This window comes from Streptomyces sp. NPDC007917 (assembly GCF_042959105.1).
Classification (GTDB): Bacteria; Actinomycetota; Actinomycetes; order Streptomycetales; family Streptomycetaceae; genus Streptomyces.
The window spans coordinates 138,192-157,339 of sequence record NZ_JBIBKK010000006.1; the positions used below are offsets into that span (position 1 = coordinate 138,192).

A 19,148-nucleotide genomic window follows, 5' to 3' on the forward strand; every position below is an offset into this window, starting at 1 on the left:
GCAAGGAGGTCGACAGCAATGCCGCTGTCCGACGACATCGCCGAGCGACTGCTGTCCGCGATCATCGACGGCCACTACCCGCCCGGCACCGCGCTCCCCCCGGAGGCCGTGCTGGCCGAGCAGCACGAGGCCAGCCGGCTGACGCTCCGCGAGGCGATCAAGGTTCTGCGGTCGCAGAACATCGTCCGCATCCACCGCGGCCGCGGCACCTACGTCAACACGCCCGACCAGTGGACCGCGCTCGAACCGATGATCCGCGCCGCGGCCGCCGGGCCCCGGACGGGCGGTGCGGTCTCCGAGAAGCTGATCGAGGCGCGGCGGATGATCGAGGTCGGGGCCGCCCAGCTGGCCGCCGACCGGCGCTCGGAGGACGACCTGGCGCAACTCGACGAGCTGCTGGAGGAGATGCGGGCCGCCGCGCGGGCCGGGGACACCGAGCAGTTCGTCGAGGCGGACATCGCCTTCCACGACGTGGTGATGCGGGCCTCCGGCAACGCCTTCGTGCCCCTGCTCTTCGAACCCTTCGGCAGGCTGCTCGTCGAGGGCCGTCGGCAGACCTCGGCCGTGCCCCAGATCCGTACGAACGCCATCCAGCACCACGAGGCCGTCCTCGAGGCGCTGCGCGCGGCGGATCCCGAGAAGGCCCGGCGCGCGATGGACGACCACATGGCGCAGACCACGGACGATCTGCGTACGCACGTCATACAGGTCGCCAAGGCGCAGGACGACGCCTGAGCCCCCGAGCCCGCCACACCGCAGGGCGCCACTCCCCGGGCCCGCCCCGGCCGCCACACCGCAGGGCGCCGCACCACGGCCCCGGCCTGCCCGGACACCGCACGAAAGAAGATCCACCCATGTCCCAGACCCTCCACTTCCCCGAGGCGCACGAGCTGCCCCCGCCCCGCGAGGTGACCCCCGCCGAGGTGACCGCCGCCCTCGCCGCGGACCGCCGCCTGGTGGTGCTCGACGACGACCCGACCGGCACACAGACCGTCGCCGACGTGCCCGTCCTCACCACCTGGACGGTCGAGGACCTGCGGTGGGCGCTGCGCCAGGACAGCGCGGCCTTCTTCGTGCTCACCAACACCCGCAGCCTCGCCCCGGCCGCGGCCGCCGCCCGCAACCGCGAGGTGGTCCGCGCCCTGGCACAGGCCTCCGCCGCCGAGGGCATCGGCTATGTACTGGCCAGCCGCGGCGACTCCACGCTGCGCGGACACTTCCCGCTGGAGACGGACGTCCTGGCCGACGAGGTGCCCGTGGACGGTGTCGTCCTCGTCCCCGCGTACATCGAGGCCGGGCGGCTCACCGCCGACTCGGTCCACTGGATGCGTACGGCCGAGGGGATGCTGCCGGTCGGGCAGAGCGAGTTCGCGCGCGACGCCACGTTCGGCTACGCCAACTCCCGCCTCCCGGAGTGGGTCGAGGAGAAGACCGGCGGCCGGGTGGCCGCGGCCGACGTCGTGCGCATCACCCTGGAGGACCTGCGGGTGCGCGGCCCCGAGCACGTGGCCGGGCTGCTGGGCTCGCTGCGCGGGGGCCGGACGGCCGTCGCGGACGCCCTGACCGACGACGATCTGCGCGTCCTCGCCCTCGCCTCGGCCACGGCGGAGGCCGCCGGCGCCCGCCTGCTGTACCGCTGCGGCCCCTCCTTCGTCCGGGCCCGCGCGGGCCAGGCCGCCCGCGCCCCGCTGACGGCACAGGAGCTCCGGGCCGGGCGGGGAACGCCTCGCGCGGTGGCCTCGGCACCCGCCCCGGCGGAGCCAGGAGCGCAGGCCGCCCCGGCGGGCCACGGCCTGATCGCCGTCGGCTCGCACGTCGGGCTGACCACCCGCCAGCTGGAGCGGCTGCGCGAGCGCGGCGGCATCGCCGAGTTCGAGCTCGACGTCCACGCCCTGCTCGACGAAGCGCGCCGCGCCGCGCACATCGCCGAAGTGGCGAAGGCCTGCGCCCGGGCGCTGGAGGAGAGCGAGGTCGTGGTGCGCACCACCCGCGCCGTCGTCACCGGCGCCGACGCGGACGACTCGCTCGCCATCGCCCGCAATGTGTCCGCCGCGCTGGTCGAGACCGTACGGGCGATCACCGCCGAGCGGCGGCCCGCGTTCGTCGTCGCCAAGGGCGGCATCACCTCCAGCGACATCGCGACCGAGGGCCTGGAGATCCGCCGGGCCTGGGCGCGCGGCACGCTGCTCCCCGGCATCGTCTCGCTGTGGGAGCCCGAGTCCGGCCCGAGCGTCGGCATCCCGTACATCGTCTTCGCCGGCAACGTCGGCGACGACAACGCCCTCGCCGACGCGATCGACCTGCTCCGGAGCCGATGATGCTGCTGCGTGGAACCGACGCCCTGACCGACGCCGCCCGCGAGGGCCGGGCGATACCGGGCTTCGTCGCCTACAACCTCGAGACCGTCCAGGGCATCGTCGCCGCGGCCGAGGCCGCCGGCCGGCCGGTGCTGCTCCAGGCCGGGTCGAGCGCCTTCAAACACGCGGGCCGCGAGGCCCTGATGGCCCTCGCGCTCGACGCCGCCCGGCGCTCGGACGCCCCGCTCGGTGTGCACCTGGACCACAGCCGGGACCTGGAGGAGATCACGGCCTGCGTCGAGGCGGGCTACAGCTCCGTCATGGTCGACGGCTCGCACCTCCCCTTCGCGGAGAACGTGGCGCTCACCCGCAAGGCCGTCGAGCGGGCCCACGCCGCGGGCGTGTGGGTCGAGGCCGAACTGGGCGCGCTGGCGGGCGACGAGGACGTGTCGACCGACGCCCGCGCGGCCGGCGGCTCCATGACCGATCCGGAGCAGGCAGCGGAGTTCGTGGCCGCGACGGGTGTGGACGCGCTGGCGGTCGCGGTCGGGAACGTCCACGGCTTCACGGCCGAGCCGGTACGGCTCGATCTGGACCGCCTGGCGCGCATCCGCGCAGCCGTCCCGGTGCCCCTCGTCCTGCACGGCGCGAGCGGGCTCCCCGAGGAGCAGCTGCTCGGGGCGGTACGGCGCGGCGTGGCGAAGGTGAACGTGAACGCGGAGCTGCGGCGGGCGTACCTGGAGTCGGTGGCCTCCGCGCTGCCCGGCGCGCTGCCCGGCTCGGACGTGGTGTCGACGTGGGCCGCGGGGCGGGACGCGGTCGCCGCGACCGCGCTCCGGATCACGCAGAAGCTGTCGGGACCCGCGCCGGCCCCCTCGACGACGCAGCCGACGTAACCCCGCCCCCTCCGCAACGTAGCTCGGGCCGGGCGCGACCCGCGCCGGCCCGGGCGCTCCCTCCTCACGGATCTCCCTCCCCCCGGTCACCGCTGGGCGCGGGTGTCCGCGCCGGCGGCGACAGCCCCGCTGTGCCCTCTCATGCCCTTTTTCTCGTCCCCTCCCCCTCCCTCCCAAGGAACCCGCATGTCCACATCCGCTTCCCCAGCAGCATCCACACCCCGAACCGCCGTCATCGGCTTGGGCGCCATGGGGCTGCCCATGGCGCGGCGGCTGGCCGGGGCGTTCCCGGTGGCCGTGTTCGACATCGCGGCCGAGCGCCGCGCGCTCGCCGTCGAGCACGGTGCCACCGGGGCCGCCACCCCGGCCGACGCGGTCCGCGACGCCGATGTCGTCGTGCTGGCCGTACGCGACCAGGCCCAGGTCGACGGCGCGCTGTTCGGCGAGGCGGGCGCCGCCGAGACGCTGAAGGCCGGGACCGTGGTGGTGCTCACCAGCACCGTCGGCCCGGAAGCGGCCCGGTCGACCGCCGCCGCGCTCGCCGAGCGGGGCAAGGACGTACGGCTCGTGGACGCGCCGGTCAGCGGCGGCCCGACCCGCGCCGGGAACGGCGATCTGCTGATCGTGGTCGGCGCGGAGCCGGCCGCCCTGGAGGTGGCCCGCCCGGTGCTGGACCGGCTCGCCTCCACCCTGACGGTCATCGGCGACAAGCCCGGCGACGGCCAGGCGCTCAAGGCCATCAACCAGCTGCTCGCGGGTGTGCACATCGCCGCCGCCGCGGAGGCCGTGGCCCTCGCGCGCGGCCTCGGCCTCGACCCGCAGACCGTGATCGACAGCCTGAGCCAGGGCGCGGCGGGCTCGTTCATGTTCGCCGACCGCGGGCCGCGCATGGCGCAGGCGTACGGCGACGAGGCGGACTCCGTCGAGGTCCGCTCCCGCCTCGACATCTTCGTCAAGGACATGGGCATCGTGACCGGCATCGCGAAGGACGCGCATGTGCCGGTGCCGCTGGCCTCGGCGGCCGAGCAGCTGTACCTGCTGGGCGAGCGGGCCGGGCTCGCGGCCCGCGACGACTCCTCCATCGTGACCGTCCTGTCCCCGAGAGGAGAGGGCCGATGAGCCACGGCGCGCTTCTGCTGGTGGCGGCGGTGGGCGTGGCCCTCCTGCTGCTCATGATCATCAAGGCGAAGATCCAGCCCTTCGTCGCCCTGGTCGTGGTGTCGATCGGTGTCGCGCTCACGGCGGGTGTCCCGGCCGCGGAGCTGGTGGCCACCATCGAAGAGGGCATGGGCTCGACGCTCGGCCACATAGCCACGATCATCGCCCTCGGCGCGATGATCGGCCGGATCATCGAACTGTCCGGCGGCGCCGCGTCCTTGGCGCACTCGCTCATGGACCGCTTCGGGGAGAAGCGCACCCCGCTCGCGCTCACCGCGGCCGGGTTTCTGCTCGGCATCCCGGTGTTCTTCGAGGTCGGCCTGATCATCCTGATGCCGATCGCGTACGGCGTGGCCCGCGCGTCGCGCAAGCCGCTGCTGGTGTACGCCCTGCCCATGGGCGCGGCGATGCTCACGGTGCACGCCTTCCTGCCGCCCCACCCCGGCGCGGTGGCGGCGGCCACGACGATCGGCGCCGACCAGGGCTGGGTGCTGCTCTTCGGCATCCCGGTGACGGCGGTCGTGATCCTGCTGGGCTATCTGCTCGCCAAGCGGATGACGCGCCGTGAGTACCCGATGACGGCCGATGTGTACGCGAAGGTGTTCGGCGAAGGGGACGACTCCGAGGCCGGGTCCGAGCACGGGCCCGGGTCCGGGCACGGGTCCGGGCACGGGTCCGGGTCCGGGAGCGAGCCCGCGCCGAAGACCGGGGTCGAGGGCGCGGAGAACCCGCCGTCCTTCGGCATGGTGGTGTCCTTGATCGTCACCCCGATCGCCCTGATCCTCCTGGGCACCATCGGCACCAACTTCCTCCCCGACGGCTCCACCCTCCGCGCCGTCCTCACCGTCCTGGGCGCCCCGATGGTCGCGCTGCTCGTCGCGGCGGCGCTCGCCGCGTACTTCCTGGGCGCCCGGCGCGGCTGGTCGAGCGCCCGTATCTCCGAGGTCATGGGCTCGGCGCTGCCGGGCGTGGCCATGGTGATCCTGGTGGCGGGCGCGGGCGGTGTCTTCGGCAAGGTGCTGGTGAAGACCGGCATCGGCGACGCCGTGGCCGACGTCCTGGACCGTACGGGGCTGCCGCTGCTGGCCCTGGCCTTCGCGATGACGATGCTGCTGCGCGCGGTGCAGGGCTCCACCACGGTCGCCCTGGTCACCACGGCCGGCCTGATCACCCCGCTGCTCCAGCGCACCGACCTGTCCCCGCAGCAACTGGCCCTGGTCTGCCTGGCGATGGGCGCGGGCGGCCTGTCGGTCTCGCACATCAACGACGCGGGCTACTGGATGTTCACCCGCCTGGTCGGCCTCGATGTCGGCGACGGCCTGCGCACCTGGACCGTCCTGACGACGGTGATGGGCGTGGCGGGCTTCCTGCTGACGAGCCTGCTCTGGCTGGTCGTGTAGCGAGTACGGCAGCGAGAGGGATGGGTGTGCCTGGCCCCTGGGGCCAGGCACACCCGTCTCACTGACGGCGTCCAAAGGCCCCACTACCGGGTTCCGCCATCGTCTGCGTGCCGATCACCGCGAGCAAACTCAGCTTGTCCGCCGCGTCCGTGCCCGGCGCGGCGGTGTGGATGACGACGTGGAGGTCGCTGCCGGGGGCGTTGAGGACGTCGCAGTCGAGGACGAGCGGGCCGACGTCGGGGTGGTGGACGGTCTTGGTGTCCATGGTGTGGGTGCCCACCGCGTGGGAGTCCCACAACCGGGCGAAGCGGTCGCTGGCGCGGCGCAGGTCGGCGACGAGGGTGCGCAGGCTCCGGTCGGCGGGGTGGCGGGCGGTGGCGGAGCGCAGGTCGGCGACGGTTGCGGCCTCGAAGCGGGCCTGTTGTTCGGGGGTGTGGGTCACGCGGTCGGGGCGGCCGGTGAAGTGGCGCCACAGGACGTTGCGCTCGCGCTCCGAGTGCCCGGAGGGGTCGCCGTGCAGCGCGGCGTACAGCTGGTTCCAGGCGATCAGGGTCCACGCCGCGTCGTACACCCCGACCGGGGTGGCCCGCATCTGGTCGAGCATGCGCTGGACACCGGGGGTGAGGTGGGACGGGATGCGGTCGGTGGTGGGCGCGGGGCGGCCCGCGAGCAGGAACAAGTGGCGGCGTTCCGGTTCCGACAGCCGCAGGGCCCGGGCGAGGGCGGTGAGGATCTGGGGGGAGGGGGAGGTCGCGCGGCCCTGTTCGAGACGGATGACGTAGTCGACGGACATCCCCGCGAGCTGGGCCAGTTCCTGGCGCCGCAGCCCCGGGGCGCGGCGTACGCGGCCGGCCGGCAGGCCGACGGTCGCGGGGTCGAGCCGGTCGCGCCAGCGGCGCAGCGCGCCCGCGAGGTCGCCGGCCGCGTCGGCCCCGACACCCCCATCGGCCGCGTGGTCCCTGACACCCCCGCCGGCCGAGTTCGCCCTGACACCCCCACCGCCCGCGTCGTTCCCGCCCGGGCGTCCGTTGTTCCCGTCTCGGCTCCCCGTACCACTCATCGGTTCAGTATCCGGCCGGGGGCGGCGGGCGTCCCGCGCCCAGCCTGGTATCGCTTTTACCAGGAAGAGCCTTGTACTCCCTGTTTCCTCGCCCGGCGCCGACGCTGGCGGCATGCGAACGACACTCATCACCGGTGCCACCAGAGGGCTCGGCCTGGAGACCGCCCGGCAGCTGGCCGAGGCCGGGCACACCGTCTATCTCGGGGCGCGGGACGCCCGGCGTGGCGAGGAGGCCGCGCGGCGGGTCGGGGCGCGGGCGCTGCGGCTCGACGTGACCAGTGAGGATTCCGTACGGGCGGCCGCGAAGGTCGTCCAGGAGGAGGCGGGCCGCCTCGACGTGCTGGTCAACAACGCCGGCATCAGCGGCCCCGCGACCTCCGCCGCCGAGGCCACGGCCGACGAGCTGCTGACGGTCTACGACACCAATGTCTTCGGCGCCGTACGGGTCACCCATGCCTTTCTGCCGCTGCTGGAGGCGGGCGAGTCGCCCGTCGTCGTGAACGTCAGCAGCGGGCTGGGGTCGCTGGCCGTCGCCGCCGACCCGCCCGCCCACGCCTCGTCCGTGCCCGTGTGGCTCCCGGCGCTGTCGTACGGCTCCTCCAAGGCCGCGCTGAACATGGTCACCGTGCAGTACGCCCACGCCCTCCCGCACTTCAGGATCAACGCCGTCGACCCCGGCCTGACCGCGACCGACTTCAACGGCCACGCCGGACACCGGACGGTCGCCGAGGGCGCCGAGATCATCGTGCGGATGGCCACCGTCGCGCCCGACGGCCCCACCGGCGGCTACTTCTCGGCCGCCGGCCCGCTCCCCTGGTGACCACCCCCGAAAGGACCGACAATGACCATGCAAGTACGCCGTGTTGAGATCACCCTGGACCTCGCCTGTGTCCGTTGCCACCTCGGCTTCACCCGCCTCACCCGGGCCGTCCGCCGCCACCGCGCCGACGGCGGCGAGGTCGACATGGTCATCCGCCCCTTCCAGGCCGAGCCGGACGCGCCGTCCGCCGGTGAGCCGCTGTTCGAGGTCTGGCGGCGGACCCGTGGCGAGGCGTTCGTACGACAGGTCGCGTCGGACACCTCCTTCGGCGTGGCGGACGGCCTGGAGCTCCACTTCGAACGCGCCCTGTTCACCAACACCTTCGAGGCTCACCGGCTGGTCGCCCGCGCGTCCGCGCAGGGGCTCGGCGAGCGGATGGCGGAGCGGCTGTTCCGGGCGTACTTCACCGACGGGCTGCTGATCTCCGACCGCGCCACCCTGGCCCGGCTGGCCGTCGAGACCGGGGTGGCGGACGAAACGGCCGACACCAGCGGCACGGCCGCGCTGCGCGCCGAACTCGACCGCGTGCGCGCGCTCGGCGTCGATGTCGAGGCCGTGCCGTACGTCGCCTTCGAGGGCGGGACCGTCCTCGAAGGCGCGCAGCCGGAGGAGGCCTATCGCGCGGCGCTGACCGCGTTCACCCCAGCCGGATGACGTTCCAGGACATCGGCTCCAGTGTGGCCCGCAGCACCCCGCCCTCCAGGGTCGTGCCGGTCGCGGCGTGCGGGGTGACGCGCTCCGGCTCGGCCAGGGTGTTGCGGGCCTCGGGGTCGGCGTCGGCGAGGACGCTGTGCTCGACGATCCGGGCCACGGACAGGCCGCGCAGGTCCACCTCCAGCGGCAGCGGGTCCGTCTGGGCGCGGTTGACGGCGAAGACGGTGACCGCGCCGCTCTCCTCGTCCGCGACGGCGGTGGCGTGCAGCAGCGGCACCTCGCCGTACTTGGCCGTCTCGTACGTGGGGCTGTCGACGTTGACCTGCAGGACCCGCCCGCGCCCGTGGCGGGAGGCCTGCGCGAACGGGAAGAACGTGGTCTGCTTCCAGGCCGGGCCGCCCGGCTCGGTCATGATCGGCGCGATGACGTTGACGAGCTGGGCGAGGCAGGCGACGGTCACCCGGTCGGCGTGGCGCAGCAGCGCGATGAGCAGGGAGCCGAAGACGACGGCGTCGGTGACGGAGTAGTTGTCCTCCAGGAGCCGGGGGGCCTCGTCCCAGTTGGGCGGCTCGGCGCCGTGGAAGCGGGTGATGTACCAGACGTTCCACTCGTCGAAGGAGAGGTTGATCTTCTTCTTGGACTTCAGCCGGGCGCCCACGTGGTCGCAGGTGGCGACCACGTTCTCGATGAAGGACTCCATGTCGACGGCCGAGGCGAGGAAGGAGTCGCGGTCGCCGTCGAGCTCTTCGTAATAGGCGTGCAGGGAGATGTAGTCGACGAGGTCGTAGGCCTCCTGCAGGACCGTGGCCTCCCATGCGGCGAAGGTCGGCATGGACTGCGAGGAGCTGCCGCAGGCCACCAGCTGCACATCCGGGTCGATCTGCCGCATCGCGCGGGCGGTCTCGGCGGCCAGCCGCCCGTACTCCTCGGCCGTCTTGTGGCCGGTCTGCCAGGGCCCGTCCATCTCGTTGCCCAGGCACCACAGCCGGATGTCGTACGGGTCCTTGTCGCCGTGTGCGACACGGCGGTCGGACAGGGCGGTGCCGGACGGGTGGTTGGCGTATTCCTGCAGCTCCAGCGCCTCGGCCACACCGCGTGTGCCGAGGTTGAGCGCCATCATCGGCTCGCCGTCGACCTTGCGGAGGAAGTCGATGTACTCGCCGAGCCCGAACCGGTTGGTCTCGGTCGACCGCCAGGCCAGGTCCAGTCGGCGCGGCCGCTCGTCGACCGGGCCGACGCTGTCCTCCCACTTGTAGCCGGAGACGAAGTTGCCGCCCGGGTAGCGGATGACGGTGACCCCCAGCTCGCGGATCAGCTCCAGGACGTCGGTGCGCAGACCGGCCTCGTCGGCGGTGGGGTGTCCGGGTTCGTGGATGCCGGTGTAGACGCAGCGGCCGAGGTGTTCCACGAACGACCCGAACAGGCGCGGGTCGACGTCGCCCACGGCGAAGGCGGGGTCGAGGGTGAAGCGGGCCGGACGGGCGGAAGCGGGGGTGTCGTCGGCGGTGCGGTTGCTGGGTGGCGTCGGCTGCATTGCGGCGTCTCTCTCCTGCGCTGGCGCGCTGTCGCTTGGTCGCTTGTCCGAGATCTCGTCCGAGATATCGGATGTCGATCGCAACTTCGAACGAGACGGTAAGATCTCCGTTCCCCACGCGTCAACGCCTCGTACAGCGCGGATGACGGGCGGCTGAACCACCCGCCACTGGCCCCCAGCGCTGGTTTGCGGTGAGTTGGGGACAGCGACACGCCATGGTGTCGGCGTGTCGCTGTCCCCTATCCACCGCGAAGTCGGCTCGCCGCTCAGCGCCCCAGCCGGGCGGCGAGCCGGGGCAGGAGGCGGAGGGCGTTGTCGCGGTTGATGCGTCGGCGGGCGCGGGGGTCGAGGGCGGGGTCGTGGTCGAAGTCCGCCGTGATGGCGCGCACTTCGCCGGCGGGCCTGGCCGGCCAGTCGGTCCCGTACAGGACGCGGGTCGGGTCGGCGGCGGCCAGCAAGGTCGGGGTGGCGTACGGGGACAGCGGCAGGGCGGTGTCGTAGAAGAAGCGGCGCAGCGCCCGGCGGATCGCCTCCGGGGCGGGGCCCTCGCCCTGCCGGCCGGCGGAGACGGCCCGCCCGGTCACGTACGGGAGGAAGCCCCCGGCGTGGGACAGGATGACCGACAGATCGGGGTAGCGGTCGAGGGTGCCGGTGGCGATGAGGTTCAGCGCCGCCCGGGTGGTGTCGAGCGGGAAGTCCGCGATGGCCTCGGACACCCCCGGCAGTTCGGTGCCGCCCTCGGGCAGCCCCTGGGGATGGACGAAGACCACGGCGCGGCGGCGATTGAGCTCGGCGAAGAGCGGGTCGAACGCGGAGTCGCCGAGGTAGCGGCCGCCCGTGCTGGTCATCATGATCACGCCGTCGGCCCCGAGTTCGTCCAGCGCGTACGCGGCCTGCTCGATCGCCAGGTCGATGTGCGCCATCGCGACGCCTGCGAAGAAGCCGAACCGGGTCGGGTGGTCCGCGACGAGCCCCGCCAGGGACTCGTTGAACACCCGGACCCCCTCCTTCGCCACCGCCCGGTCGCGGAAGGCCACCGACGGCACCGGGGCGGAGGCGACACCGGCCGCGATGTGGTTGGCGTCCATCACCTCCAGCGTCTCGCGGAGGGTCCAGCGCGCCCAGTCCGGCCCGCCCTCGGGCGGAAGCAGCCCCGCGTCGATGGCCCACTGGCGCATGGCCGGGGGTAACGCGTGGTGGTGCGTATCGATCCGCCCGGCCCCCGGCGGCCCGCTCTCACCCCCTCGCCTCGCGTCGGCCGAGGCGCCGGGCGCCGACGCGAGCCCGGCCCCGACTGCCACCGCCCCCGCGCCCGCCGCGCGCAGCGCGCGGCGGCGGGTCAGGGACGGCGACGAGGTGGCGGTGGAGCGGGAAGTCCTGAGCGTGGCCATGGGCGGGCTCTCCTTGTCCTACGGGGCCGCGTCGCGGCCCGGACCGGCATGACAACGCCCACCCTCCGCCGGCCGGCCCTGGCCACGCATCGGGGCATCCCCGCATCCGGCCCTGGGCCTCCCCGTACGGGCCCGGGGTGCCGGGCCCCTACATCGGCGCCCGCCCCCGCCCTCGCCCCCACCGGCGCCGTGCCCATGCGTACGCGACGGCGAGAACCCCACACACGGCGGTCCCGGGCCGTGAGTCGCTGATCCCTACCTGATCTGATCGGCCGCCCACTCGGCCCATTCGCGGCGCATGGCGTTGAACCGCAGGCCGTACTCCAGGGCGATCCGGCCGTAGACCGAGAGGTCGTCGTCGCCCCAGTCGATGGACTCCCCCAGGCGGCGCAGTTCCTCGTGCCCCTGCTCGGACATCTCGACCAGCCCCGTCAGATACGCGCGCGCCTGCTCGGGCTTGAGCACCCCGAGGAAGAACACCCGCAGCAGAATGTCGCTGCGGGTGTTCCGCTGCGGTTTGGTCTCCGTCAGCCAGTGCCGCAGCTCGGCCATCCCCTCATCGGCGATGGCGTACTCCTTGCGGCCGCGTGGCCCCTCGGCGGCCACGGTGATCAGTCCGCTGCCGGCCAGTTTGGTCAGCTCCGTGTAGATCTGGCTCTGGGTCGCCGGCCAGACGGTGGCCAGTGAGGTCTCGAACCGCTTGAGCAGGTCGTATCCGCTGGCGGGGCGCTCCGAGAGCAGGCCGAGCAGTGCGTGTCGAAGGCTCATGCCCTCACCTTACCTTCCAGGATTGACATGTCGAGGCTGGACCTTCTAGTTTTGACATGTCAGAAGAGACACCTCGATGCCTCGAAATGGAGAGACCATGTCCTACCTGCGTACGTTCCTGCCGTGGATCGTCTTCGCCGCGCTGCCCTCGGGGAGCTGGCAGTGGGGCGCTCTGGCCGCGCTGGTGGTCGCGGTGGCGCTGATCGGTCAGCAGGCACGGGCCGGTGCCGGATTCGACGCGCTGATCATCGAGCTGGGCTCGGCGGCGTTCTTCGCCGTACTGGCCGTGGTCGCCTTCGCCGATCACGACTCGGGGGTGCACGACTACTCCGCGGCGCTCGCCTCGGGCACCCTGGCGGTCATCGCCGGAGTTTCGGTGGCCATCGGCAAGCCGTTCACCCTGGGCATCGCCAAGCGCACCACCCCGCGCGAGCTGTGGGGGCGGGGGCCGTTCATCCGGGTCAACGTGGTCATCACCGCCGTATGGACCGCCGCCTTCGCCCTGACCGCGCTCGCGCTCGCCTTCGAGGCGCACGCCGGACACGGCCACTCGACCCCCGCCACACTCGTCCAGGTCGCCGGCTTCGCCGTTCCGATGGTCTTCACCATCCGCTACGTCGCCCATGTCCAGGCCAAGGCCGGGCAGCCGGCCCGATGACCGCGCGGCACCTCGCCGGGAACTACGCCCCGGTCTCCAAGGAGGCCACCGCCCACGATCTGCCGGTGACCGGCACGATCCCGCCCGAGCTGGCCGGCTGGTATCTGCGCAACGGTCCGAACCCGGCCGACGCCGCCTCCGGGCACTGGTTCTTCGGCGACGGAATGGTCCACGGGCTGCGGCTGGAGGGCGGGCGGGCCGTCTCGTACCGCAACCGCTGGGTGCGCACCCGCAGTCTCACCGACGGGGCGCGGATCTACGACGCGCGGGGCCACCGCGACCTCACCGCCGGCCCGGCCAACACCCACGTCATCCGGCACGCCGGCCGTACGCTGGCCCTGGCCGAGACGAGCCTGCCCTACGAGCTCACCCCCGACCTGGACACCAAGGGCCTCCACGACTTCGGCGGCAGGCTGCACACCGCCATGACCGCCCACCCGAAGACCTGCCCGGCCACCGGAGAGCTGCACTTCTTCGGCTACGGGATGCTGGAGTCCGCCCATCTCACCTACCACCGGGCCGACGCCACGGGCGAACTGGTCGTCAGCAGGGCCATCGAGGTGCCGGGCCCGACCATGCTGCACGACTTCTGCCTGACCGCCGGACACGTCGTCTTCATGGACCTGCCCGTGGTCTTCGACCCCGAACTCGCCATGGCCGGCGGCACCATGCCCTACAGCTGGGACGACGGATACGGCGCCCGGCTGGGGGTGCTGCGCCGCGACGATCCGCACGGCGCGGTGCGGTGGTTCGAGATCGACCCGTGCTACGTCTTCCACTCCTTCAACGCCTACGACGCGCCGGACGGCACCATCGTGATGCACGTGATGCGCTACCCGGAGATCTGGCGGCGGACCGACCACGGCATCGCCCCGCCCCGGGACGCGGTCCTGTGGAAGTGGACGATCGACCCGGCGGCCGGGACGGTCCACGAGGAGCAGTGCGACGACCGGCCGGGCGAGTTCCCGCGGATCGACGACCGGCTGACCGGACTCGCCTCCGCCTACGGGCATATGACCTGCGGCAGCTCACTGGTGCGGTACGACCTGGCCACCGGGGCCACGACCGCATACGACTTCGGCCCCGGCCGCACGCCCGGCGAGGCGGCCTTCGCCCCTGCCGACGAGCTGCCCGGCGGCCCCGGCCGGCTCATGACGTACGTCCACGACGCCGCCACCGACCGCAGCGACCTGGTCATCCTGGACGCGGACGATCTGGCCGCGGGCCCCGTCGCCACGGTCCATCTGCCGGCCCGGGTGCCGTTCGGCTTCCACGGCAACTGGATCGACGACCTCCGCCCGACGGCCCCATGATTCACTTGCCTCGACCGGAGAGCGTTTGTCGCGGCAACTGAGGCACGGGGGCATCGAATTGAGTGGCGTCTACTCACCCATCCCGGAACTGAACCTGCTCAAGGAGTTCAGTGACCGGATCGGTCGGGTCTGGTACTCGGACGGGTTCGAGCTATGCGAGTACGGCATGGACGCCGGCCTGCACACTTGGTCGGAGGATCCGGAGTTCCTGGCCCCCTTCATCCCCTTCGCCAAGGCCACCCGCTCCGGTTCCCACTACGCCCTGTGGCGCTGCGACGACCGGACCGACCTCGCCACCCTGAATCACCTGGCTGAACGAGACCTTCGGGCTGCGGCCGCCGGAGGACCTCGACGCGCTCAGGGCCGGGCACCGGGAGTACGAGGAACGGTTCAGGGCGTGGGCGGGCCGGTTCGTCGAGCTGGACTGAAAGCCACCGGCTGCAAGCAACCTTCCGAAAGCCACCGCAAGCCCGCCCATACGAAAAGGACTCCCTCTGTGACCACCGAACGCCCCCACATCACCACCACCGCTGACGAGCGCGAGACGCTGCGCGCCTTTCTCGAGTTCCACCGGGCGACCCTCGCCCAGAAGTGCGACGGCCTGTCCGACGAGGAGCTGCGGCGTCAGTCGATGCCGCCCTCGACGCTCTCGCTGCTCGGACTGGTGCGGCATATGGCCGAGGTCGAGCGCAACTGGTTCCGCCGGGTGATGGCCGGCGAGGACATCCCGCTCGTGTGGTCGGACTCGTTCGACTTCCAGGCCGCCTACGACGCGCGGGAGGCCACGCGGGCCGAGGCGTTCGAGGCCTGGCAGGCGGAGGTGGAGCAGGCGCGGCGGATCGAGGCGGAGGCCGAGTCGCTGGATGTCACGCGCCACGCCAAGCGGTGGGGGCAGGACGTGTCGCTGCGTACGGTGATGCTGCACATGATCCTGGAGTACGGGCGGCACAACGGACACGCCGACTTCCTGCGCGAGGGCATCGACGGCACCGTCGGGGTCTGAGGGCCGCCCGCCCGGCCGCCGTTCGCCCCGCCGCTAGCCCCACCGCCGTTCGCCCCGCCGCCGTGCGCCGCCGGCTCCGCCGACCGATGGGGCTCCCTCTCCGCAAGGAGCCCCCCCGGCCGTCTCACACCGCGCGTCCCATCGGGCTCCGGCTCACCAGCCGGAGCTCCACCTCGCGCTCCTGGTCGCCCGGGACCTTGCCCCGGTCCTCGACGGCGAAGGCGCGGGCCAGGACCTCGCGCATCAGCTCCACCTGGCACGGGCAGCCCTGCAGATCGGCCGTGACGGGGGCGGTCAGGGCGGTGGGCTTGGGCTCCGGGTGGGTCGGGGTCACCTCGAAGGTCGAGGTCCACACCACCGGGTGTCCTTCGAGCGGATGCTGTGGCAGACCGGCGTACGCGTCGTCGGAGCGGTAACACCGGTGGAGCACGTCGAAGACCACGTCGGCGTCGTCCCGCGAGATTCCGGTGAGGGTCACCAGGACGTGCTCGGCGTGCCATTCCACGTTGGCCATGGCGGGCACCTTCTTCGCTGAGCGGTTGGCGCTTGTCGTCATCATCATTTTCGCACTTTTGCCCGATTTTTGACCGGGCGGCTCGCCCCTCTATCCGGACGGCTCGTCCGGAATCGGATCGCCCGGGCGCGGGCTCCCGGACTGCGGAGGACTCCCCCGCCGCCCGGTGCCGGACTCGTCCAGATCGGGCACGTCATCGGGGTCCTCGGGCGGGCCGTGCCGGGCCGGGGGGCTGTCCACGTCCAGAGGGTCCGGGCCTTCGTGCGCCTGCTGGTCGGGCAGATCCCGCGGCACGGCGTGGGCGTGGTCGCCGGGGGCTTCCAGTCGTCGGTCAGTCACTGCCGGTTCCCTTCGTCGGCGGACGGACCCTTCAGGTACCCGCCCCGTCCGGAGCTACGCCGACAGCCCGGGCAGCGGGCTCCCCATGCGGGGTTTACCGACCCTTTACCTTCGATCTGGTGACCTTGTGGTCGACGGGGGGAGAAGCGATGATCGAAACCGTGTTCCGCACCGACGCCGTACCCGTGGCGGATCGCTTCGAGTTATGGCGTGAGGTCCTGACCCGGACCAAAGCGGCCGCACCCGCGGAAATCAGCAGTGACCACGCTGATGACTACTGGGCCGAGATGCGCATCCTGCGACTCGGCGGCGCCCGCGTATGGCCCGCGGGCATGCGCCCCATGCGCATGCGGCGCACCGCCAGGCAGATCCGGCAGTGCGACCCGGAGGTCTACCACCTCACCTACGCGCTCGTGGGCGCCAAGGGGACCGTCCAGGCCGGCCAGGAGGGCAGCCTCGGACCGCACGACATGCACATCGTCGACTCCTCGCGGCCGTACGAGGTCCATGTGCTGGCCCCGGACCGCGCCAGGGCGGTGGGGCTGGAGATCCCGAAGAGGCTTCTGCCGCTGCCCCTGGACCGGGTCGACCGGCTGGTCACCCGACGGCTGTCGGCGCAGGAGGGCGTGGGCGCGCTGCTGGCCGGATTCCTCACCCGCCTCACCGACGGCACCGGCTCCTACGGGCCGGCCGACGGGCCCCGCCTGGAGGCGGTCCTGGTCGATCTGGTGTCCGCGGTCCTGGCCCATCAGCTCGACCTCGACGCCGCGCTTCCGCCGGAGACCCACCACCGCACCCTGTCGCTGCGCATCCAGGCCTTCATCCGGCAGCATCTGGGCGATCCCGAGCTGACGCCGAGCACCGTCGCCGCCGCGCACCACATCTCGGTCAGCCATCTGCACCGGCTCTTCCAGGGCCAGGGCACCACGGTCTCCGCATGGATCCGCCGTCAGCGGCTGGACCGCGCCCGCCGCGAGCTGGCCGACCCCGCGCAGCGCGCGATCCCCGTCCATAGCATTGCCGCCCGCTGGGGTTTCCCCCACCACGCGGCCTTCACCCGCGCCTTCCGCGCCGTATACGGGCTTCCGCCCAGCGACTACCGGTACCAGACGCTGGGCGGGAGCCCGGCCCGCTGAGCCTCGGCTCAGACGAGGACGTTCTTGTAGAAGAGGTTGCTGCGGCGGTCGCCCGCCTCACCGGAGGCGAAGCCCAGGAAGAGCCGGACCTCCCCCGCGGCAGTCCGGTACACCCCCATGCCTTCGGGTTCGCGGTAGGTCAGGGTGGAGCCCGCTCCCGTGAAGGCCCGCTGAGTGAGCGCGCCGGTGTTGACGTTGACGCTGGAGGTGTAGGCGTTGCCGGGGGACGGGTTGTCGGCGCCGTAGGCGGTACCGGTCAGCTGGTAGACGTAGCTTCCGTAGAGCGCGTAGCCCTGGAAGACGGCCGAGTCGCTGGGCTGGGCGAAGTCCGCCAGTCGGTTGGTGTAGTTCCCGGCCGCGACCTCGTTCACATTGAAGATCGCGTACCGCCTGCTGCCCGCGGTGTTCAGATAGCGGATCGCCATCCGGTTGTTCACCGGGTCGATCGCGCAGGTGGTCTCCGTCGCGTCGGAGACGGGCGAGTGCTTGGTCAGCGCGGAGGAGGTGTTGGAGAGGGTCGTCCCGCTGCTCCAGCGGAAGCGGGCCAGCCGTTTGCCGCGGGCCCCGCTGTTGACGTCCACCTCGGTCCACAGATAGGTGTCCGACCCCACGGCCTGCGCGCCGATGGACACGGCGTGTCCGAAGCCGAGCAGATACATATAGCCGAGCTCGTTACCGGAGAAGTCCAGCTGTGTGATGCACAGATCGCCGCTGCTGTCCGCGGAGCCGTCCTTGAGCTGGGCCACGAACAGGCGCCGGTTGACGTTGTCGAAGGTGAAGGACTGCTGAACCCTGGCGTTGTGCAGCCGTGCGTGGCGGAAGAGGTCGTACGAGGGCTCGGTCAGCTGGAAGCGCGGGGAGGTCGGTACGGCGGTGGGCGCGGCCTCGCTCGCGGTGGCCACCTTGGCCCCCAGCCCGAGCGCGGCGCCCGCCGCGGCGCCACCGCCGAGCATCAGTAAACGGCGTCTGTTCCAGGTGCGGTCCTGCGTCATGGATCTCCGCTTTCTGTCGGGGGTGTGCTGGAGCGCCCCCGTCCCTCGGTGAGGAGGAGCGGGGGCGCTACGCGCGTAGGCTCTTGGTACTCCGTCTCCAGATCTGCCTTGGGTACACCTCCTCAAGCCGTCAGGTTCATGTCAGCCGGGGACGTATCAGTACGCCGTCGGCCAACCGCCGCCCCAGCTGAGCAGGTTGACGCCGAGCTTCGGGGTGCCGTTGTCCTGGCCGTCGTAGTAGTGGTAGACGAGCAGGTCACCGTCGACGTCACTCATGACCGACTGCCCACCGGGGCCGATGTAGCGGCCGTGGGACTCCAGCACCACCGAGCCGCCGTTGTTCATCATGTTGACCCCGTTCTTGTCGAGATACGGCCCGGTGGGGCTGGTGGCGCGGCCGACCTTGATCTTGTACGTGGAGCTGGTGCCCGCGCAGCAGGTGTCGTACGAGGCGAACAGGTAGTAGTAGCCGTTGCGCTTGACGACCGTGGGCGCCTCGACGGCCTTGGTGCCGGTGGGCCGGGAGGCGAGGGAGTAGACGGTCTTGTCGCCCGCGTACTGCTTGCCCGTGGAGGGGTCGAGGCGGATCATCTTCAGCCCCGACCACCACGAGCCGAAGGACAGCCACCACTTGCCGTCGCCGTCGACGAAGAGGTTGGGGTCGATGGCGTTGTAGTTGCTGCTGCCGGTCGTGGAGTGCACGATGCCGTAGTCGGTCCAGGTGCCCGCCTTGCCGCTGGACGAGGTGGCGAACCCAATCGCGGAGTTGCTGGACCCGAACGACGAGACGGCGTAGTACATCAGGTACTTGCCGCCCTGGTACGAGATGTCGGGCGCCCAGGGGTCATTGCTGGACGAGTAGTTCTTCCACCACGACGGCGGGGAGTTGAAGGCGTTCCCCGAGCGGCTGAAGGCGATCCGGTCGGTGGAGGTGCGGGCCTCCAGGCCGCCGTGGGTGGAGTACAGCAGGTAGGTGCCGTCGCTCGCGCGGATCATGGTGGGGTCGTGCACGACGATGTCGCCCGTCACCCGGCCCGGATTGGGGTAGGCGGAGGCGCTGGCCGGCAGCAGGGCGAAGGCGGTGGCGGCCGCCAGGACGGCGAGTCGCCGGCCGCCGGCGCGTCTGGCGCCGGTGCGCCTCGGCATGATGTGGATCATTCGGCTCTCCTTCGGAATGTTTTCGGTGCCCCTCCGAAACACATGGCGGTACAGAGC

Annotated in this window: 19 protein-coding genes; 11 read left to right on the forward strand and 8 right to left on the reverse strand. The window is 72.2% G+C overall.

Translation table 11 applies throughout. The annotated features are described in order from the left end of the window. The first annotated feature begins 18 nt into the window (after positions 1 to 18). The 5 genes from ACFZDL_RS13410 (at position 19) to ACFZDL_RS13430 (ending at position 5,751) form a co-directional block, all read left to right on the forward strand. Positions 19 to 735 carry a FadR/GntR family transcriptional regulator gene (locus ACFZDL_RS13410; RefSeq protein WP_353589167.1) on the forward strand — a complete coding sequence of 239 codons (717 nt, stop codon included), beginning with the start codon at positions 19 to 21 and terminating at the stop codon, positions 733 to 735. Positions 736 to 854: 119 nt separating this feature from the next. Beyond that, a complete protein-coding gene (locus tag ACFZDL_RS13415; RefSeq protein WP_353589169.1) occupies positions 855 to 2,318 on the forward strand; it encodes a four-carbon acid sugar kinase family protein in 1,464 nt (487 codons plus the stop codon). Further along, positions 2,318 to 3,193, forward strand: coding sequence for a class II fructose-bisphosphate aldolase (locus ACFZDL_RS13420; protein WP_353589171.1), 876 nt, complete (start codon positions 2,318 to 2,320; stop codon positions 3,191 to 3,193). Before ACFZDL_RS13415 ends, ACFZDL_RS13420 begins: the two co-directional genes overlap by 1 nt. 186 nt (positions 3,194 to 3,379) lie before the next feature. Continuing rightward, positions 3,380 to 4,312, forward strand: coding sequence for an NAD(P)-dependent oxidoreductase (locus ACFZDL_RS13425; RefSeq protein ID WP_353589173.1), 933 nt, complete (start codon positions 3,380 to 3,382; stop codon positions 4,310 to 4,312). Next, positions 4,309 to 5,751: a GntP family transporter gene (locus ACFZDL_RS13430; RefSeq protein WP_353589175.1), complete on the forward strand. Its 1,443-nt coding sequence runs from the start codon at positions 4,309 to 4,311 to the stop codon at positions 5,749 to 5,751. Before ACFZDL_RS13425 ends, ACFZDL_RS13430 begins: the two co-directional genes overlap by 4 nt. A gap of 58 nt (positions 5,752 to 5,809) precedes the next feature. Here ACFZDL_RS13430 and ACFZDL_RS13435 read toward each other — a convergent pair whose 3' ends face one another. Next, positions 5,810 to 6,811, reverse strand: coding sequence for a helix-turn-helix transcriptional regulator (locus tag ACFZDL_RS13435; protein ID WP_353589177.1), 1,002 nt, complete (start codon positions 6,809 to 6,811; stop codon positions 5,810 to 5,812). A gap of 112 nt (positions 6,812 to 6,923) precedes the next feature. On the opposite strand from ACFZDL_RS13435, the gene ACFZDL_RS13440 reads away from it, so the two are divergent. Further along, positions 6,924 to 7,631, forward strand: a complete 708-nt coding sequence (locus ACFZDL_RS13440) for an SDR family oxidoreductase (RefSeq protein ID WP_353589179.1) — start codon at positions 6,924 to 6,926, stop codon at positions 7,629 to 7,631. 21 nt (positions 7,632 to 7,652) lie between these two features. After that, on the forward strand, positions 7,653 to 8,285 hold the full coding sequence (locus ACFZDL_RS13445; RefSeq protein WP_353589181.1) for a DsbA family protein: 633 nt from the start codon (positions 7,653 to 7,655) through the stop codon (positions 8,283 to 8,285). On the opposite strand, the gene ACFZDL_RS13450 is transcribed toward ACFZDL_RS13445, so the two are convergent. From ACFZDL_RS13450 to ACFZDL_RS13460, 3 genes are all read right to left on the reverse strand, one after another. After that, the gene (locus ACFZDL_RS13450; RefSeq protein ID WP_353589183.1) at positions 8,269 to 9,819 is read right to left on the reverse strand and encodes an alpha-N-arabinofuranosidase; all 1,551 of its coding nucleotides are present in this window, start codon (positions 9,817 to 9,819) and stop codon (positions 8,269 to 8,271) included. The two genes, ACFZDL_RS13445 and ACFZDL_RS13450, sit on opposite strands and share 17 nt — an antisense overlap. Positions 9,820 to 10,085: 266 nt before the next feature. After that, positions 10,086 to 11,210 carry an amidohydrolase family protein gene (locus ACFZDL_RS13455; protein WP_353589185.1) on the reverse strand — a complete coding sequence of 375 codons (1,125 nt, stop codon included), beginning with the start codon at positions 11,208 to 11,210 and terminating at the stop codon, positions 10,086 to 10,088. Positions 11,211 to 11,465: 255 nt separating this feature from the next. Next, the gene (locus ACFZDL_RS13460) at positions 11,466 to 11,978 is read right to left on the reverse strand and encodes a PadR family transcriptional regulator (RefSeq protein WP_353589187.1); all 513 of its coding nucleotides are present in this window, start codon (positions 11,976 to 11,978) and stop codon (positions 11,466 to 11,468) included. Positions 11,979 to 12,075: 97 nt separating this feature from the next. Between ACFZDL_RS13460 and ACFZDL_RS13465 the strand changes: the two genes are divergently transcribed. The 3 genes from ACFZDL_RS13465 (at position 12,076) to ACFZDL_RS13475 (ending at position 14,952) form a co-directional block, all read left to right on the forward strand. Then, on the forward strand, positions 12,076 to 12,636 hold the full coding sequence (locus ACFZDL_RS13465; protein ID WP_353589189.1) for a hypothetical protein: 561 nt from the start codon (positions 12,076 to 12,078) through the stop codon (positions 12,634 to 12,636). Beyond that, positions 12,633 to 13,949 carry a carotenoid oxygenase family protein gene (locus ACFZDL_RS13470; RefSeq protein WP_353589190.1) on the forward strand — a complete coding sequence of 439 codons (1,317 nt, stop codon included), beginning with the start codon at positions 12,633 to 12,635 and terminating at the stop codon, positions 13,947 to 13,949. The genes ACFZDL_RS13465 and ACFZDL_RS13470 overlap by 4 nt, the downstream gene beginning before the upstream one ends. A 496-nt stretch (positions 13,950 to 14,445) precedes the next feature. Beyond that, complete coding sequence (locus ACFZDL_RS13475; RefSeq protein WP_353589192.1) at positions 14,446 to 14,952, forward strand: DinB family protein; 507 nt, start codon at positions 14,446 to 14,448, stop codon at positions 14,950 to 14,952. A 124-nt stretch (positions 14,953 to 15,076) separates the two neighbouring features. On the opposite strand, the gene ACFZDL_RS13480 is transcribed toward ACFZDL_RS13475, so the two are convergent. Continuing rightward, positions 15,077 to 15,466, reverse strand: coding sequence for a hypothetical protein (locus ACFZDL_RS13480; RefSeq protein WP_353589194.1), 390 nt, complete (start codon positions 15,464 to 15,466; stop codon positions 15,077 to 15,079). A 90-nt stretch (positions 15,467 to 15,556) separates the two neighbouring features. After that, positions 15,557 to 15,805, reverse strand: a complete 249-nt coding sequence (locus ACFZDL_RS13485) for a hypothetical protein (protein ID WP_353589196.1) — start codon at positions 15,803 to 15,805, stop codon at positions 15,557 to 15,559. Between the two features lie 149 nt (positions 15,806 to 15,954). Between ACFZDL_RS13485 and ACFZDL_RS13490 the strand changes: the two genes are divergently transcribed. Continuing rightward, on the forward strand, positions 15,955 to 16,941 hold the full coding sequence (locus tag ACFZDL_RS13490; protein WP_353589198.1) for a helix-turn-helix domain-containing protein: 987 nt from the start codon (positions 15,955 to 15,957) through the stop codon (positions 16,939 to 16,941). A gap of 8 nt (positions 16,942 to 16,949) precedes the next feature. Here ACFZDL_RS13490 and ACFZDL_RS13495 read toward each other — a convergent pair whose 3' ends face one another. Together ACFZDL_RS13495 and ACFZDL_RS13500 are read right to left on the reverse strand one after the other, a co-directional pair. Beyond that, a complete protein-coding gene (locus ACFZDL_RS13495; RefSeq protein ID WP_353589200.1) occupies positions 16,950 to 17,933 on the reverse strand; it encodes a teichoic acid biosynthesis protein C in 984 nt (327 codons plus the stop codon). A 156-nt stretch (positions 17,934 to 18,089) separates the two neighbouring features. Beyond that, positions 18,090 to 19,091 (reverse strand): arabinan endo-1,5-alpha-L-arabinosidase, encoded by a 1,002-nt coding sequence (locus ACFZDL_RS13500; protein ID WP_353589202.1) that lies wholly within the window; start codon positions 19,089 to 19,091, stop codon positions 18,090 to 18,092. Positions 19,092 to 19,148: the final 57 nt, after the last annotated feature.